The 15629-nt window shown below is 66.6% G+C and carries 9 protein-coding genes; 3 read left to right on the top strand and 6 right to left on the bottom strand.

Annotation, left to right across the window (positions count from 1 at the left end; all coding sequences use genetic code 11):
- The first annotated feature begins 5 nt into the window (after window positions 1–5).
- Together SPHME3_RS0117565 and SPHME3_RS0117560 are read left to right on the top strand one after the other, a co-directional pair.
- Entirely contained in the window at window positions 6–2768 is a 2763-nt protein-coding gene (locus tag SPHME3_RS0117565) for an exo-rhamnogalacturonan lyase family protein (RefSeq protein ID WP_017978052.1), read from the top strand.
- Window positions 2765–3421: a DUF6250 domain-containing protein gene (locus tag SPHME3_RS0117560; RefSeq protein ID WP_017978053.1), complete on the top strand. Its 657-nt coding sequence runs from the start codon at window positions 2765–2767 to the stop codon at window positions 3419–3421. Before SPHME3_RS0117565 ends, SPHME3_RS0117560 begins: the two co-directional genes overlap by 4 nt.
- Window positions 3422–3461: 40 nt before the next feature.
- Here the strand turns inward: SPHME3_RS0117560 and SPHME3_RS0117555 are convergent, their stop codons facing one another.
- On the bottom strand, window positions 3462–6542 hold the full coding sequence (locus SPHME3_RS0117555) for a TonB-dependent receptor (protein WP_017978054.1): 3081 nt from the start codon (window positions 6540–6542) through the stop codon (window positions 3462–3464).
- A gap of 257 nt (window positions 6543–6799) precedes the next feature.
- Here SPHME3_RS0117555 and SPHME3_RS0117550 point away from each other — a divergent pair, with 257 nt between their 5' ends.
- Entirely contained in the window at window positions 6800–8740 is a 1941-nt protein-coding gene (locus SPHME3_RS0117550) for a rhamnogalacturonan lyase (RefSeq protein ID WP_017978055.1), read from the top strand.
- A 19-nt stretch (window positions 8741–8759) separates the two neighbouring features.
- Here the strand turns inward: SPHME3_RS0117550 and SPHME3_RS0117545 are convergent, their stop codons facing one another.
- The 5 genes from SPHME3_RS0117545 to SPHME3_RS0117525 are packed head-to-tail and all read right to left on the bottom strand — an operon-like array spanning window position 8760 to window position 15628.
- Window positions 8760–10262: an MFS transporter gene (locus tag SPHME3_RS0117545; protein ID WP_017978056.1), complete on the bottom strand. Its 1503-nt coding sequence runs from the start codon at window positions 10260–10262 to the stop codon at window positions 8760–8762.
- Window positions 10262–11374, bottom strand: a complete 1113-nt coding sequence (gene bglB / locus SPHME3_RS0117540; protein ID WP_017978057.1) for a beta-galactosidase BglB — start codon at window positions 11372–11374, stop codon at window positions 10262–10264. Before bglB ends, SPHME3_RS0117545 begins: the two co-directional genes overlap by 1 nt.
- Before the next feature lie 20 nt (window positions 11375–11394).
- On the bottom strand, window positions 11395–14349 hold the full coding sequence (locus SPHME3_RS0117535; protein WP_017978058.1) for a beta-galactosidase: 2955 nt from the start codon (window positions 14347–14349) through the stop codon (window positions 11395–11397).
- On the bottom strand, window positions 14346–14663 hold the full coding sequence (gene rhaM, locus SPHME3_RS0117530) for an L-rhamnose mutarotase (RefSeq protein ID WP_017978059.1): 318 nt from the start codon (window positions 14661–14663) through the stop codon (window positions 14346–14348). The genes SPHME3_RS0117535 and rhaM overlap by 4 nt, the downstream gene beginning before the upstream one ends.
- A complete protein-coding gene (locus SPHME3_RS0117525; protein WP_020486420.1) occupies window positions 14660–15628 on the bottom strand; it encodes an alpha/beta hydrolase in 969 nt (322 codons plus the stop codon). The genes rhaM and SPHME3_RS0117525 overlap by 4 nt, the downstream gene beginning before the upstream one ends.
- Window position 15629: the final 1 nt, after the last annotated feature.

Below are 15629 nucleotides of genomic sequence, written 5' to 3'. Positions count from 1 at the left end.
CGGACATGGCCGACTGGAGCCGCAGGACGTTCCTGCTTTCGACGACGGCCGCGACCGCGGCAAGCGTGATGGGCACGGAGGCGGTCGCCGCCGCCGATGCCGTCGCGAGGGCGACAGGCGCGACCGGCGGCAATGCCGGCTGGCTCGACGGCACCCCACCCGCAGCGCATGAGGGCATGACCTGGGGCCAGCCCTGGCCGCGCGGCACGCGGATGGCCGATGCATACCGCGTCCGCGCAGGCGGGGCGACGCTGCCCGTGCAGAGCTGGCCGCTGGCATGGTGGCCCGATGGATCGATCAAATGGACCGGCCATGCGGTGCCGGCCGACGCCGCGCTGGCAGCCGACCTGCGGATCGAGACGGGGAAGGCCGGCGGCGTTGGCGCCGCAGTGCGCGTCACCGAACGCGGCGACGCGATCGAGGTCGTCGTCGGCGACACGCGCTGGACGATCGGCCGCAGCGGCGCGGCGATCATCCGCAGCGCGACCAGCGGCGGGCGCGAGGTGCTGCGCAACGTCGCGCTGACCGCGTCGGCGCAGGACGGGTCCGACGATGATGCCGAGGCCGCCCCGCGGCGGTTGCGCTACGCCAGCCGGATCGAGCGTGCCGTGGTCGAACAGACCGGGTCGATCCGCGCGGTGGTGCGGGTCGAAGGCCAGCATGAGGGCGAGGGCGAGCGGTGGCTGCCCTTCTCGCTGCGGCTCTACTTCCACGCGGGTTCCGCGTCGGTGCGCGTGGTGCATAGCCTGATCTTCGACGGCGATCCCGCCAGGCGCTTCGTCCGGGGACTGGGTGTCACCGGTGAGGCGCCGCTGCGAGATGCGCTCTACGATCGTCACATCCGCTTCTCCGGAGAGGATGGCGGCTTGTGGGCCGAGGCGGTGCGGCCGCTCACCGGCCTGCGCCGCGATCCCGGAAAGGCGTTCCGCACGGCCCAGACCGAGGGGCGCGCCGTACCGCCGATAGGCCAGATGGCGGCGGCGGTGCGCGACAAGCTCGACTATATCCCGGCCTGGGGCGAATTCCGCCTGCGCCAGCCGAATGCGGACGGCTTCGCGATCACCAAGCGGACCGGACCGGGCCATGGCTGGGTCGACGTGGATGGCGGCCAGCGCGCGGCGGGCCTCGGCTATATCGGCGGGGCAAGCGGCGGCGTTGCCTTTGCCATGCACGATTTCTGGCAGCGCTGCCCGGTGGGCCTCGACGTTACCGGCGCGGACGGCGACGCGGCGCGCTTCACGCTCTGGTATCACGCGCCCGATGCGCCGGCGATGGACCTGCGTTTCTATCACGGCACGATGGGCATGGCGGATTACGCGCACCAGAATCTGGGGCTTGACGTCACGTACGAGGATTATGAGCCGGGCTGGGGCGATGCGTCGGGCATCGCGCGGACCAGCGAGTTCCGGATATGGGCGCTGCCCGCGACGCCGAGCCGTACGCGCCTTGCACAGATGGCGGCGCAGGTGGCCCGCCCGCCGCGCATCGTCGCTGCCAATGCCGCGGTGCATGACGCCCATGTCTTCGGCATCTGGGGGCCTGCCACGCCGCCTGGCCCCGGCGTGCGCGGCGGCATCGAAACGCGCGCGGCGCGCGAATTGGATTTCTACATCGGCCAGATCGAGCAGCGTCGCTGGTACGGCTTCTGGAATTATGGCGACGTCATGCACAGCTATGACGATGACCGGCACGTCTGGCGCTACGACATCGGCGGTTTCGCCTGGGACAATAGCGAGCTGTCGAGCGACCTGTGGCTCTGGTACGCCTATCTGCGCACCGGCCGCGCCGACGTGTTCCGCATGGCAGAGGCGATGACGCGCCATACGGGTGAGGTCGACGTCTATCACACCGGCCGCTTCAAGGGCTTCGGCACGCGTCACGGCGTGCAGCATTGGGGCGACAGTTCGAAGCAGCCGCGTATTTCCAACGCCGCCTATCGCCGGATCTTCTATTACCTCGCCGCCGACGAACGCTGCGGCGACCTGATGCACGCGCTGATCGACAGCGACCGGATGCTCGCCACCGTCGACATCATGCGCAAGGTCGGCGCGCATCTGCCCAACGATGGCGCCACGGTGGGGACGGGGGCGGTCGTCTCCGAAAAACCGTTGCCGGCGGGGCAGGTGTTCATGTCGTTCGGCACGATCTGGGGGCCGCTGGTCGCCGCCTGGATGACCGAATGGGAACGGACGCGCGATACGCGCTGGCGCGACCGGATCGTCGCGGGTATGCGCACCATCCCGACTTTGTCCAAGCAATGGTTCGCAGGTGGCGCGGCGTTCGATCTTGCCACCGGGCGGTTCGTGGGCGGCGGCGATACCGTCAGCATGAGCCATCTCAACGGCGTGTTCGGCGTGTTCGAAACGATGGCCGAGCTGCTCGAACTGGTCGACGTGCCCGCCTATCGCGCGGCGTGGATCGACTATTGCGCGTATTACAACGCGCCCGAAGCCGCGTTCCGCGCCAAGACCGGCGATCCCGGCAAGGGCCGCGCGCTGACGCAGGCGCATTCGCGCTTCACGGCTTATGCCGCCGTGGCGACGAAGGACACGGCGCTCGCCCGGCGCGCCTGGGCGGAATTTACCGGCGCGGGCGATCGCGCGGGTCGCGATCAGACGAAGGGCACGCGGCGCATCCTGCCGCCTGCGGTGCTGAAGCCGGTCGACGAGCTCGCCGACGTGTCGACCAACGATGCCGCGCAATGGGGGCTGGCGGCGACCGCCAATCTGGTGCTGCTCGCGCCGCTGATGGACGGCGGCAGCTTGTGACGGTGCGCGCGCTGCTGCTCGCCGCGGTTGTGGTCGCGGCGCCGGCGGCTAGCGCGCGCGAAACCCTGTCGCGCTGGCGGATCGAGGCGGAGCCGGGGGCCAAGGTTACGCTGCGGCGCGGCCGGGTGATCGATATCGACGCAGCGGACGGCGTGACGCTCTGGTACGCTCGCCCGCTGACCGGACCCGTCGCGATCGATTACGACGTGATGGCGGTACAGGCAGGCGGGCCGCACGATACGGTCAGCGACGTCAATGCCTTCTGGATGGCGCAGGACCCGGCGGTGCCCGGCGGATCGGTGCTGATGCGGCCGCGCAACGGCGCCTTCGCGCAATATGATACGCTCAAGACCTATTATGTCGGCATCGGCGGCAACCGGAACACGACGACGCGCATGCGGCGCTATGTCGGCCAAACAGGGGATCGGCCGCTATTGCCCCAGCACGATCGCAGCGACGCCGCCGCGATGCTGGTGCCCAACCGCTGGACGCACATCCGCCTGATCGGGAAAGGGCAGGAGATCGCCGTGGCGCGCGACGGCGTGCGGCTATTCACAATGCAGGACGCCGCACCTTATACGCGCGGCTGGTTCGGCTTGCGCACCACCCGCAGCCATTTGCGGGTGAGGAACGTGCGGTTCTCGCGTCCATAGAGAAAGGGTCGGATCGTCTGGCGATCCGGCCCCGATATGATCAGAACTTCAGCGTCAGGCCTGCAAAGAAGCGTTGGCCAGGATAGATGACTTCCGACGTTCCAATATTCTTGATGTATGTTTTGCTATATTCCTTGTTGATGTTCTGCATTTCCATGAACAACTGATAATGCCACTGCGGGAAGCGGAAAACGACCTTGGCATCGAGATAGCCTTCGGCCTTGCGATAGATCGGCAAATTGCCGTTGTTCGCGTCGGCGACCGTCACCAGCCAGTCCGACCGATAGTTGTAGGCGAGGCGCGCGTTCAGCCAACCCTTGTCGTAGAAGATGCTGGCATTCCACGTCCACTTCGACAGGCCGGGGTAATCGTTGAGCGGCTGGCCGGTCCCCTGATTCGTCAGATTGGTCCGGAGCGCACGAGCGTAGGTCATGTTTGCGCTTGCGCCGAAGCCGTCGAACGGCGCGGGCAGGAAGGTGAAGGCCGTCTGTGCGCTCGCCTCGACGCCGTCAAGCAGCGCGCCGAAGCCGTTCACCGGCTGGCGTACGGTGTAGGTTACGCCGTCCTGGAATAGGTTGACGCCCGAACGAACGACATTGCCGATGACGAAGCTGTTCTCGAACTTCTTGTAATAGCCCAGACTGACCAGCGTATCCTTATTCGGATACCAGGCGAGGTTCACCTCCCACTGATCGGCCCGGTAGGGCTTCAGTTCCGGGTTGCCCGCCGTGCAGACGTCGTCCGCCGCTGCGACGGTCAAGTCATCGAGGCAGTTGATGTTCGGGACGAGATCGGTCGGCCTCGGGCGCGCCAGATTCTTGGCCCAGTTGCCTTGCAGGACAAGATTGGGCGTGATTGCAAGCGCCAGGTTGAACGCCGGAAGAACATCGAAATAGGTGTTGGAGAGCGCCAGCTGCTGCGCACCGAGCGTGACGGTTTCCACCCGCCCGGCCGCGTTGAGGCGGGTCTGACGGCGGATGTTCGTGCCGGTGCCGACGTCCTTGGTGAAGGTATAGCGAACGCCGGCGTTGCCGGTCAGTCGCATGCCCAGCACGTCCTGTTCGAAATTGCCCTGTAGATAGCCCGACGCGATCGTCTCATCGATCTTGACCTGCGGGATCTGCGGCAACCCGTTCGCGTCCCGAACCAGGGACTGGTTGAACCCCGACAGATCGTAGAAGAGTCCGAGCACCTTGGGATCGAAATTCGCATAAGCCAACCGGTTGGGGATTGCCGACGGAATCCCCTGAATGCCGGTGAACATCGGTGCGCCGCCGGTCGTCGTGCCCAATGCACTGATCAGGTTCGCGTATTCGTTGCGGGTCAGATAGTAGGTCGTGCCGACGACCCGTTGTGGCACCGTCGCCGCATCGACGATCTGCGTCGTGTACGACACGTTCGCGCTGCTCTGATAGACGGCGGGGGTCGTCGCCGTGGCGGGAGTCAACAGTCGCGAGCCGCCGCCCATATAAGTGTAATAATCGGCCCAGCGGAACTGGCCGCCAAATTCAATGCTCTTCAGCGGGCCGAGGTCTGCGTCCCAGATGCCGTCCAGCTTGAGCTGGTTCTCGCTGTTGCCCTGATCGCTGGGTCGGAACTGGACCGTGGGGCCTGCCGGTGCAAAGTTACCCGGCGTGCCGTAGCTCGTATAGATCGAGGGATCCGCTGGGTTGACGTTGTTCGGGTAGATGAAAACGGGCACGCCAAGATCGTTGCGCCGATCGACCTGCATCCCCGCGATGCCGGTCGCCAGCGCGATCAGGTTGGTATTGCCGATGGTCCGCGATTCGCTTCGCGAAGCGAGGCCCTTCAGACGGAAGTTGTCGAAAGTCCAATCGAACCCGGTGATGTAGTAGCGGGAATTCTGATTGTACTGGAAGTCGCGGCGTTGCACGCCAAGGATGTTCGACGAGCCATTGTAATTGGGCGCGCTGGCGGTCCCGATGTTCACCGGACCCAATGCGGTCGTGTAGCTGGTGACGACGTGATTGGCGTCGACGGTCGACGTACCCAGCGTGACCTGCGGCGTCGAGCTGGTGCCGAGCGAGGGGTCGAGCTGATAGCGCTGGATGCGGCCCATATCGAGCGAGTAATTGACATCGTTCAAGCGCTGGTCACGATTGTTCCACTGCACCTCGGCATAGGCGCGGAAATTGTGGGCAAATTCATATTGTGCGGTAATGTCACCGGACAGTCGCTTATCGCGGCGCACCAGGTTGCGGTAACGCGGCACGGTCGGCGCCCAATCGAAGAATTGGTTTTCGCATGCGGCGCGCCGGGTGGCAAAGGTCTGGCTTGCCGTCGCACCCACCCCGGCGCAGCTCGCATAGGTGTTGAAGTTGGCATAGTCGCTATTGGCGACCGTCTTCTGGTCTGAATGGTCGAAGTCGGCGAGGCGGCTGTAGTTGGTGTTGCTGGCGTAATCCTGCCGTGTCGTCACGTCGCTGTAGGTGATGTTGGCGAGAACGCCGAGACCATCGATCAGGAAATGCGGCGTGCCGATCAGCAGCGTCGCGCGCGGGCGCCAGTCGCGGGTCGTTTCGAGATGCTGGCCGGAAAGGTTGACCGAGGCGATGCCCTGCTTGAGCTCGAGCGGCTTGCGCGTTTCGATCTGGACGGTGCCGCCAAGGCCGCCTTCGGTCAGTTTGGCCTGATAGCCCTTGTAGACGTCGATCGACTTGACGAGTTCGGAGGCGAGTTCGCGGAAGTCGCCGGCGCGGGCGCCGAGTGCCGAGGACTGGCCGACGCCATTGATCTCGACGCGGTTGAGATCGGGTTCGACGCCGCGGATCGAGATCTGGGTGCCTTCGCCAAAGTCGCGGCTCAGCTGCACGCCGGTGACGCGGGCGAGGCTGTCGCCGATGTTCTTGTCGGGGAAGCTGGCGATGTCGTCGGCGACGATCGAGTCGACGACGGTGCCGGCGTTGCGCTTGCGCTGGATCGCCGATTGCAGCGAGGCGCGGGTGCCGACGACGACGATGTCGCCCGGTGCCTTTTCGTCGAGGTCCTGCTTGGGGGCGTCGGGCTGGGCTTGCGCGGTCGGGGTTGCGGTCTGTGCCAGCGCGGGCGTGCCTGCGATCAGGCCGAACGCCAGGGCGCTCCATGCCGAGGAGCGCAGCATGGCGCGGGTACCGGACCGCGAAACCGTGAATGCAGTGGAACCCGTCATGTCATCCTCCCTCATGCGTCCATGCCTGCCCCCGATCTGCGCGGGTTGGCGGCGGTGGAGCCCCATTCTCGATTGCCTGTGTAACTAACCACAATGTGGAATGCAATCGTATAGATTGGAATTTTGAAAAAGGGTGCTATCACTGTCGCAAGCCGCACTGACGAGGCGGGGCAGGGGTAAGCGGCGCGATGCGTCTGGAGAGGAATGCGATGGGACGGCAGGCATTACGGATCGGAATCGCGGGCTGGGTCTTGCTGGCAACGGGCGTGGCGGCGTCCGTGCAGGCGGGGGCGGAAGGGCCGGTGCGGCAGGCGGAACGGCTCGATCGCGGTGTCGTCGCGGTGCCGGCAAAGGGCGGCGGCGTGCTGATCGACTGGCGGTCGCTGTCGTCGGATCCCAAAGGCGTCGGGTTCGACGTCTATCGCGACGGACGCAAGGTGACCTCTGCCCCCGTCACGCAATCGACCAACTTCCGCGATTCCGGCGGCACGCCCGCCAGCCGCTATGCGGTGCGGATGATCGCGCCGGGCACGGCGGGCGCGATGACGCCGGCGGTGCCGGTCTGGGCCAAGGGCTATTGGTCGATCCCGCTCGATCCCCCTCCGGGCGGCACGACGCCGGATGGCGAGGCGTATAGCTATACGGCGAACGACGTCGGCCTGGGCGATTTGGACGGCGACGGTCAGCCCGATCTGGTGCTGAAATGGGACCCGACCAACAGCCATGACAACAGTCAGGGCGGTTATACCGGGCCGGTCTATCTCGACGGCTATACGCTAAGCGGCAAACGGCTGTGGCGGATCGACCTGGGTCGCAACATCCGAGCAGGTGCGCATTACACGCAATTCCTGGTGCAGGATTTCGACGGCGATGGCCGCGCCGAAGTGGCGATGAAGACCGCCGACGGCACGGTCGATGGCCTGGGCACCGTCATCGGCGACCCCAAGGCCGACTGGCGCCAGCATGACGGCGAGGTGCCGCAGGCGGACAAGACCGGCGCGCATGTCACCGCCGACGGGCGGATGGTGGCGAAGCTCGCCGGGCGTATCCTGACCGGGCCGGAATATCTGACCGTGTTCGACGGGCGTACGGGCAAGGCGCTGGCCACCGCGCCCTATGATCCGCCGCGCGGCCCCCGCACCGATCCGGGCTTTGCCGAGATGGCGAAGCTGTGGGGCGATGCGTACGGCAACCGCGTCGACCGGTTTCTGGCGGGCGTCGCCTATCTCGACGGGCGGCACCCGAGCATGATCTTCGGCCGCGGCTATTATGCGCGCACCGCGATCGCCGCATGGGACTATCGCAACGGCAAGCTGACCGAACGCTGGCTGTTCGACACGAACCAGCCGGGCAACGCGGCTTACGCCGATCGCGGCAATCACCAGTTGAGCATTGCCGACGTCAACGGCGACGGGCGTGACGAGGTGATCTACGGATCGATGGCGGTCAGCGCCGATGGCAAGGGGCTGTGGACGCAGCCGCTCTACCATGGCGACACGATGCACGTCGGCGACCTCGATCCATCACGACCGGGGCTCGAGAAATTCGGGGTGCATGAACAGATCGCGCATAATGGCGGGATCGGATCGGCGCTGCTCGATGCGCGGACCGGCGAAATCCTGTGGACCAAGGCTGCCAAGACCGACACCGGCCGCGGACTCAGCGCCGATATCGACCCGCGGTATGTCGGCGAGGAGATGTGGGGGGCGAACCAGCCCGACCTCTACGACGTGCATGGCAAGGCGATCGGGCCGCACCCCAGGCAGACCAACTTCGCCATCTGGTGGGACGGCGATCTGCTGCGCGAACTGCTCGACGGCACGACCATCAGCAAGTGGAACTGGCGGACGGGCAAGGCCGAACCGCTGTTGATGGCGGAAGGCGCGGTGTCGAACAACGGCACCAAGGCGACCCCGGCGCTGCAGGCCGACCTGATCGGCGACTGGCGCGAAGAGGTGGTGTGGCGCAGCGCCGACAATCGCGAGCTGCGCATCTATACGACGCCATGGCCGACGACGCACCGGATCACCACGCTGTTGCAGGACCCGGTCTACTGCGCCGGGATCGCGTGGCAGAACACGGCCTATAACCAGCCGCCGCACACCGGCTTCTACCTCGGCATGACCAAGGCGTCCGACACGCCCAAGTGAGGGGAAGGGCGCAGCCCGGTCAGAGGACCGGGTTGCGGCCCCACAATCGGTCGTAGCGCCAGCCCGATAGATCCTCGACGATCGCGCCGCTCTGCGGGGTGGCGGGCGTCGTGGCGCCGGCGCGCAGCCGTTCGATCTCGTCCATCAGCACGGCATGGGTGGTGGGATCGAGGCGGAAGCGCAGCGACACCCACAGCCCGAAGGCGAGGATGGCGAGCGTGCCGCCGATCATCACCGCGACGATCGCGTGGACGGTGACCGACGACTGGCTGGTTGCGCCAGCGACAAAGCCCGACAGCTGCAGGATCTGCCCGACCGCGATCAGCGCGATCGCCTGCGACATCTTGCGCACGAAGGTCATGACGCCGGCGAACGCGCCCTCGCGGCGGCGGCCGGTGACGATCTCATCGACGTCGGCCATGAAATTGTACGTCGCCCAGGGGATGTAGTTGAGCGCGCCGCGGCCGAGTCCGGCAAAGACGACCGGGATCGCGAAGATCCAGCCGCTCGCGCCATGGCCGCTCCACCACAGCCCCAGGAAGATCAGCACGCCGATCGCGAAGCTGACGCCCGCGATACGATAGGCGAGCGCCGGTGACGCCCGCAGTGCAAAATTGATCGCCAGCAGGACCGCGACCGTCTGGACCGCATAGGTGAGGCCGGCGAGGTTCGATACCGCCAGCGTCGTGCCGCCCAATGCGAAGACGACGAAATAGGCGAAGGCGGCGTTGAAGATATCCTGGCTGATATAGCCGCCGAGATACATGCCCAGGTGCAGGCGGAACGCGCGGATACGCAACGTCGAAAACAGGTTGCGGTAGAGATCGCGGATCGCGGCGGTCGGCGTCATCTTTTCGCGGGCGAGCGCCGCGGTCTCCGCCGAACGCGGGCGTTCCCAGCTGAACAGGTACAGCAGCGTCGCCGCACCCATGAACAGCACGGCAAACAGGATACCCATGTAGAGGTAGGTGTCGGGCGAATCCTTGCCGAGATGCTCGATCAACCGGCCGGGCAGGATCGCGGCGAGGATCGCGGAGATCTGGCCGCACATGATGCGCCAGCCGGCGAACTTCGCTTTGCTGCGGTAATCGCTCGCCATTTCGGCGGCGAGCGTTTCGTAGGGGATGATTTCGAGCGCATAGACCAGCTCGAATAGGACGTAGGTGACGAGGTAATACCAGAAGGTCTGGCCTGACACCCACATGATCGCGAACGAGGGGAGGAGCGGGATGGCGGCGAGGATGAACGCCCGCCGCCGCCCGAATTTGCGGCCCGCCCAAGTGTCGCCGAACCGGTCGGAGATATAGCCGATGGTCGGGCTCGCCACTGCGTCGAGCACGCGGGCGATGCCGAAGATCAGCGTCGCCTGCGCCGCCGACAGGCCGCAAAAGGTTGTGTAAAAGAACAGCACCCAGGTGCTGATGACCGCCATCGACCCGGCGCCGAGGATGTCGTTCGATCCATAGGCGGCGAAATTATACCAGCGGACCGGACGGGCGGGGGCGATGGCGGCCTGGGTCATCAAATGTACGTCCGCAGGAATTCGCCGAGCGCGCAGATCGCCAGGCTCTGACCATAGGGCATCGAGGTGAGGGCGATGTCCTTGTAGAACTGCATCGTGTCACCCATCGCGGTGCCGAAGCTGACCTGCTTCAACTCGCCCTTGTCATCGATATTGGCGAGGACGGCGCGGATGGCCTTGATCCCAACCGCCTCGTAATGGCGCGGCAGATAGCCCTTCCGCACCGCCTTCAGGATGCCATAGGCGAAGCCGGCGGTGGCGGAGGCCTCCAGATAGCTGGTCGGATCGACGATCAGCGTGTGCCACAGGCCGCTGTCGTCCTGATGCTCGGCCAGCGTCTTCACCTGCGCGGCGAGCGTGTCGATCAGGAAAGTGCGGAAGGCGTCGCCCGGCGGAAGGTCGAGCATCTCGATGATCTCGGGGATCGCGATCGTGACCCAGCAATTGCCGCGTGCCCACAAGGCTCCTGCGAAATTGTGGCGACCGTCGAAGGTCCAGCCATGATACCAGAGCCCGGTCTGGCGATCGAACAGATATTTGATGTGGATGAGGAACTGGCGCTTCGCCTCCTCGATATAGTGCGGGCGACCCAGGATCTGGCCGATGCGCGCGAGGGGCAGCACGCTCATCATCAGCGTGTCGTCCCACATCTCCTGCGGGTTCTCGTCGTTGAAGACGATATGCTGGAACCCGCCTTCCTCGGTCTTGGGCAGGCCGTCGTCCGCCATCAGCCATTCGGCCCAGATGTCGAGATAGGGCAGGTACGTCTGGTCGCCGGTATGTTCGTACAGGTTGGCGAGCGTCAGGAAGGGCGACATGGTGTTGATGTTCTTGGTCGGCGTGCCCGCGGCGAAGCGGTCCTCGAACCATTTCAGCATCACGTCCCAGGCGGCCTGGTCGCCGGTCTGCTCCCAATAGCGGTACAGGCCGAACAGGCCGATGCCGTGCGTCCATTCCCAGTCGTTCCACCCCTTGGTGTCGATGACGCGGCCGTCCTCCAGCCGGAGCAGGAACTCGCCGGTCTCGTCCTTGATGTTGACGAGGTTGTCGATCAGCTTGGCGATCTGCGCGGTCACCTCGGCGCGGGGAATGTCGTGATTGAGGGCTGCCACGGGAAGGGTCTCCGTAAGGATCAGGGGGTTGGATAGAGGTCGCGATAGGCGGGGGCGGCCACGTCAGTGACCGCGACGCCGCCGTGCGCATGATGCAGGGTGACGAGCTTGACCGGCTCGATCGCGTTGCCGGGCGCGCCGTCGCTGGTAACGGCGAGTGCCAGCGTGTTGCGGCCACGATGGTGCAGGATGCCGTCCGGGATCGGGAAGACGCGCTGCGGGCCGACATTCGCGACGAACTGGCCCATGTTCCAGCCGTTGACGAAGATCAACACGCGGTAGCGGCCGGGCGAGCGCGGCGTCGTGGGATCGCCGATCTGGACGCCGATCGTCGCGTCATCGCCCTTTGGCACAGACAGGTCGAAGGCGGTGCGATACCAGCTGGTGCCGGTATAAGGCCTGGCGTCGGCCAATTTGCGCCCTGCCCATGCGCCGTCGGGAAAGCCGGGCAGGGGCCAGCCCATGCGCTCACCGTACAGGCCGCCATTGTTGCTGGGGCCGCGCGCCACGTCCTTCAGATCTTCGCCGCCCACGCGGCCCTGGATCTTCCATGCGATCGGCACCGCGAAGCTGTCGCCGCCCGGCCGTGCGAGCGAGACGGAGATCAGCCCGCGCGGTTCCTTGTGCGCATCGTCGACGTCGAGGTCCCAGTTGTGGCCGTTCACCCGCACCATCGCCGCCAGCACATGCTCGCCGGGGGCCTGCGCTTCGGGCGGCAGGGGGAATTCGGCGACGCCGGTGGTGATCGGTCGGGGCAGGCCGCCCGCCAGCTCGTGCTGGCCGATCAGCTTGCCGTCGAGGAACAGCTGGAGCATGCCGGCACCGCCCGCGCCGTAATGGACGGTCACGGTCTGTGCGTCCGCAGAGCCGGTGAAGCGGCCGCGATACCAGACGTCGCCGTCGTGGAAGCCATAGGAGTCTGCGCCGAGATTGGGCTGCCCGGTCGGCGGGCGGATGGTCGCGACATTGCGTGCCGAGCCTGCGGTGGCCCACGCGGAATCGTCGAAGTCCCGGCGGGCTTCCGGCGACCCCTCGGCATAGCGCCAGGTCGCCGCGGTCAGGTCCGGCAGCGCAAGCGGCTGCGGTGCGGGCAGGGGGCGTCTGGCGATCAGGCTGCCGCTGACCGAGTGGGTGACGGACACCGACTGTCCGTTCCAGCGGACCGAGCGCACCGGCCCCCAGACCTCCAGCGGAGTGGCGGTTTCGGTATCCCCCGTCAGGTCGAGCGTCGCGCCCCGCACGGTGGCGTGGCGGACGAGCGCGGGGCCGCGTTCCAGCAGGCCGTCCTGCCGAAAGAAGCTCTGCCCCGCCGCGATGTCGCCGATCAGCAGCAGCAACGGCGCACGCCCGCCGCCCTCGATCCGCACGCGAGCGAGGCCCTGATGAATATAGGTCAGGCGCAGGTCGCCCTTGGCGGCATCGAAGGCACTGGAAACCTGCCCGTCGATCACCGTCACCTTCGGCGCGCTCGTGTAGCGCAGCACCGTCTCGCCGGGTTCGCCCGCCCGGCCATAAAACAGCGCAACATCCTCCGCGCCGTGACGGATGGTCGTCTGAAGCTCGGAGGTCGAATAGACCAACCGCTGCCGTTCGAGATTGACCCCTGCGACCAGCAGCTTAGCATCGCGCCCGTGCAGTTCGCTGGCGAAGCTGTAGCGGCCATCGGGCAGGTCGGCGGTGATGGTGAAGCGCGCATCGCCGGTCGCGTTGGACGGCTTGGGCGCGACGAACAGCAGACGCGCGTCCGTATCGGGATTGCGGTCGTGATAGACCTGCACCGCCTCGCTGCCCGTGATCGCGACGGGTGGTGCCTTCTCCAGCCGGGCGAGGTCGGGCACGGCAGCCAAGAACTGGCCGATCTGCTTCAGCTCCAGCGCCTTGGGCCGCAGGTTGCGCGCCTCGTCGATCGCCGACCCGTAATCGTAGGAGGTATAGACCACCGGCGCGGGCAGCCAGCCCCAGCTGGTGCCGCCATAGCCCATATAGATGCTCTGGATGGCGATGCCGTTGGCGATGTTGGTGCCGTAGAAGACGCGCTGGTATCCGCTGCCGCGCTGGATCGCGTTGCACGGATACATGCCGTTCGACCCCCAATAGTCGAACCAGCCACCGCCGAACTCGGCGATGAAGCCGGGCGTGTTCGGCGAGGCGCTGGCCCCGCCCTTCGCGCCGCCGGGACCATACAGGCCCCAATCGGGGGCGGGGGCGCCCCTGGTCGGCTTGTTGTCGACGCCGCACACGCCGCCGGGATAACCGTCGAACGCGTAGAGCTCCTGCGGTCCCGGCACGGTCAGCGGCACGCCCGAACTCTTAGGCACCCAATAGCCGTTGCGGCCCTGATCGTTGTGGAACATCGGCACGGTGATCCCGTCGGCGCGGGCCTTGTCGTACAGATGCTGCATATAGCGGCTCTGCGCGGGCGTGGTGAGCGCCAGTTCGTTCTCGATCTGGTGCAGGATGACGCTGCCGCCGCGCCCCAGTTGGTGGCGTGCGATAATCGGGTTGATCCGGTCGAGCCATTCGTCGACCGCCGCGAGATATTCGGGATCGTCGGTGCGTGCCTTGCCCGGCTGATTGACCAGCCAGCCCGGAAAACCGCCGCGCGACAGCTCGGCATTCACATAGGGCCCGGCGCGGGTGATGACGTAGAGTCCCTCCTCCTGCGCCATGGACAGCAGCCGGTCGATGTCGCGGATGCCGGTGAAGTCGTAGACGCCCTTTTTCGGGCTGTGAAAACCCCAGTCGATATAGATGGCGACGGTGTTGAACCCGCTCGCCTTCATCTTCTGCAAGATGTCGCGCCACAGGTCGGGCGAGGGCAGGCGGAAGGGGTGGAATTCGCTCGACCAAATCAGCGTCGGCTTGCCGTCGATGCGTAGCGAGCGGCTGTCGAAGGTGACGCGCGGCACCTCGGTCGGCGGCGCGATCTGGGGCGCGGTGGCACCGGCCAGCAGTAGGGCGGCGGCTAGGCTCATGCGAAGTGGAACATCGGCGTCAGCGGTGCCTCGACCGGGCGGTTGCCCGGCTGCACCTCCATCAGGTCGGCCATGTAATCCCACCAGCGCTGCATCACCGGCTTAGCAGGCAGAGCGTCGCGCTTGTCGTCGGGGTGGAGGCGCAGGACGGCGAACAAGACGTTCGTCTCTTCATCGAGGAAGATCGAATAATCGTAGATACCTGCCTCGCGCAGCGCCTCGGCGAGGTCGGGCCAGATCGCGTCGTGGCGGCGGCGATATTCCTCCGCCATGCCGGGCTTCAGCATCATGCGGAATGCGATCGGCTGGCTCATGCGTCGTCTCCGGGAATGTTGAGGCCGTGGCGGTGGGCGAAGGTCGCGAAGCGCGCGAGCCACGGGTGAGGCTTGCCGTCGGCGCCGATCAGGCGAGGGCCGTGGCCGCCGGTTTCGACGATGTGGAGTTCGGCCGGGCGGGGGATTGCGTGGACCGCCTGGAACATCGCGATGCTGTTGGCGACCGGCACGACGGGGTCGTCGGCGGCATGGCCGAGGAACGTCGGCGGCATGTCGGCGGGCAGGTTCAGCTCGGCGGAGTAGCGTGCGGCGGTCGCTGCGTCGGGGGCTTTGCCGAGCAGTTCGCGCTTCGACTGAGCGTGGGCGAAGCTTTGGGTCATCGTGATGACCGGGAAGAACAGGCCGACGGTCTTGATCGTCGTCGGTTGGGTATCCGCCCCGTCTACGGGCGCGTAGGTCTTGAGCGCCGACTGCGATGCAAGGCGCGCAGCGAGATGCCCGCCCGCCGAAAAGCCCATCGCCGCGATATTGGTCGGATCGATGCCCCATTCCCGTGCGCGCGAACGGATCACCCGCAGCGCACGCTGGGCGTCCTGCAAGGGCGCATCGGGACCGACCGCCCAATTGTCGTGGGGCAGGCGGTAGAGCAGGTCGAACGCTGTGACGCCCTGCGCCGCAAGCCAGCGCGCGACCGCGGACGGCTCGCGCCCCACGGCGACGCGGGCATAGCCGCCGCCGGGGATCAGCAGTACTGCCGCGCCGGTCGGCTTCGTCGCGGGGCAGACGGTGAGCATCGGCGTCGCGACATGCGGCCAGGCGATATTGTCGGCCGGGCCTTCGGGTGCGCGCAGCACGAACGTGTCGACGACCGGCGGCGTCGGCATGCCCGGCGGCGTGGCGGGCCAGATCGGGAAGCGGCTGACGGCGGGGGCGGCAAGAGCGACGCGCGGCGTGGCGGCGAGCGACAGGCCGGCGGCGATCAGGGTGCGGCGGTCCAATGGCATG

Origin of the sequence: Sphingomonas melonis DAPP-PG 224, assembly GCF_000379045.1 — a bacterium.
GTDB classification, from domain to species: Bacteria; Pseudomonadota; Alphaproteobacteria; order Sphingomonadales; family Sphingomonadaceae; genus Sphingomonas; species Sphingomonas aquatilis.
The sequence above is the reverse complement of the archived record's forward strand: the minus strand, read 5'-3'. Positions and strand labels throughout refer to the sequence as shown.

Excerpts from the sequence above, each read along its gene's own strand:
- SPHME3_RS0117565 (WP_017978052.1), top strand. The coding sequence starts at position 6 with ATGGCCGACTGGAGCCGCAGGACGTTCCTGCTTTCGACGACGGCCGCG.
- SPHME3_RS0117555 (WP_017978054.1), bottom strand. The coding sequence starts at position 6,542 with ATGCTGCGCTCCTCGGCATGGAGCGCCCTGGCGTTCGGCCTGATCGCA.
- SPHME3_RS0117550 (WP_017978055.1), top strand. The coding sequence starts at position 6,800 with ATGGGACGGCAGGCATTACGGATCGGAATCGCGGGCTGGGTCTTGCTG.
- SPHME3_RS0117545 (WP_017978056.1), bottom strand. The coding sequence starts at position 10,262 with ATGACCCAGGCCGCCATCGCCCCCGCCCGTCCGGTCCGCTGGTATAAT.
- SPHME3_RS0117535 (WP_017978058.1), bottom strand. The coding sequence starts at position 14,349 with ATGAGCCTAGCCGCCGCCCTACTGCTGGCCGGTGCCACCGCGCCCCAG.
- rhaM (WP_017978059.1), bottom strand. The coding sequence starts at position 14,663 with ATGAGCCAGCCGATCGCATTCCGCATGATGCTGAAGCCCGGCATGGCG.
- SPHME3_RS0117525 (WP_020486420.1), bottom strand. The coding sequence starts at position 15,628 with ATGCCATTGGACCGCCGCACCCTGATCGCCGCCGGCCTGTCGCTCGCC.